The organism is Paenibacillus sp. alder61 (assembly GCF_020179875.1).
Lineage (GTDB): Bacteria > Bacillota > Bacilli > Paenibacillales > Paenibacillaceae > Fontibacillus > Fontibacillus faecis.
This window is the reverse complement of sequence record NZ_JAIUDG010000055.1, coordinates 1-1004: the sequence shown is the minus strand read 5'-3', so window position 1 is coordinate 1004 and position 1004 is coordinate 1. Positions and strand designations below refer to the sequence as shown.

Annotated in this window: 1 protein-coding gene; it reads left to right on the top strand. The window is 47.6% G+C overall.

Annotated elements, in window-relative coordinates:
* Positions 1-43 precede the first annotated feature (43 nt).
* Positions 44-1004: Fe-S cluster assembly protein SufB (gene sufB / locus LBW89_RS27990; protein WP_318249458.1), on the top strand; the 961-nt coding region annotated here is incomplete at its 3' end.

The window sequence follows — 1004 nt, the reverse complement described above, 5'->3', positions numbered from 1 at the left end:
AGCACATCAAATAAGTCCTGGAAAGTTAAAAGGAGTGTTACGAATGGCTAAAAAAGCGCCGGATATGGGCGAATATAAATACGGGTTTCGCGACGGGCACCAGTCTATTTTTCAATCCGGAAAAGGCCTGACTGAAGAGATTGTCCGGGAAATATCCCGAATCAAGGAAGAACCGGAATGGATGCTCGATTTTCGGCTGAAAGCGTTGAAACAATTCTACAAAATGCCGATGCCTGGGTGGGGAGTGGATTTGGATGGGCTAAATCTGGATGACATCCAATATTACGTTCGTCCTTCTGAAAAACAGGGGAAAACCTGGGAGGAGGTTCCTTCCGAGATCAAAGCCACCTTTGATAAGCTGGGGATCCCTGAAGCGGAGCAAAAGTTCCTGGCAGGCGTATCCGCTCAATACGAGTCGGAAGTCATCTATCACAGTATGCGGAAGGAACTGGAGGAGCAGGGCGTTATTTTTCTTGATACGGATACAGCCTTAAAGCAATATCCTGAAGTGTTCAAGCAATATTTCGGTACGATCATCCCGCCCGCTGACAATAAATTTGCGGCGCTTAACAGCGCGGTTTGGTCGGGCGGCAGCTTTGTGTACATCCCGAAGGGCGTTCAGTGTGAGGTTCCGATACAAGGGTATTTCCGTATTAATTCCGAAAATATGGGCCAATTCGAGCGGACCTTAATTATTGCCGAAGAGGGGAGTTTTGTCCATTACGTTGAAGGATGTACAGCACCTATTTATAGTACCAGTTCTCTGCATAGCGGAGTTATCGAAATTATTTGCCGGAAAGATTCCCGTGTCCGCTACACGACCATTCAGAATTGGGCTCCTAATATTTACAACTTGGTAACCCAAAGGGCTGTGGCAGAGGAAAACGCCACAATGGAATGGGTGGACGGCAACATCGGCTCCAAGGCAACGATGAAGTATCCGGCTGTAATATTGAAAGGAAGAGGAGCCAAGGGGTCCATCCTGTCTATTGCTGTAGCCGGTA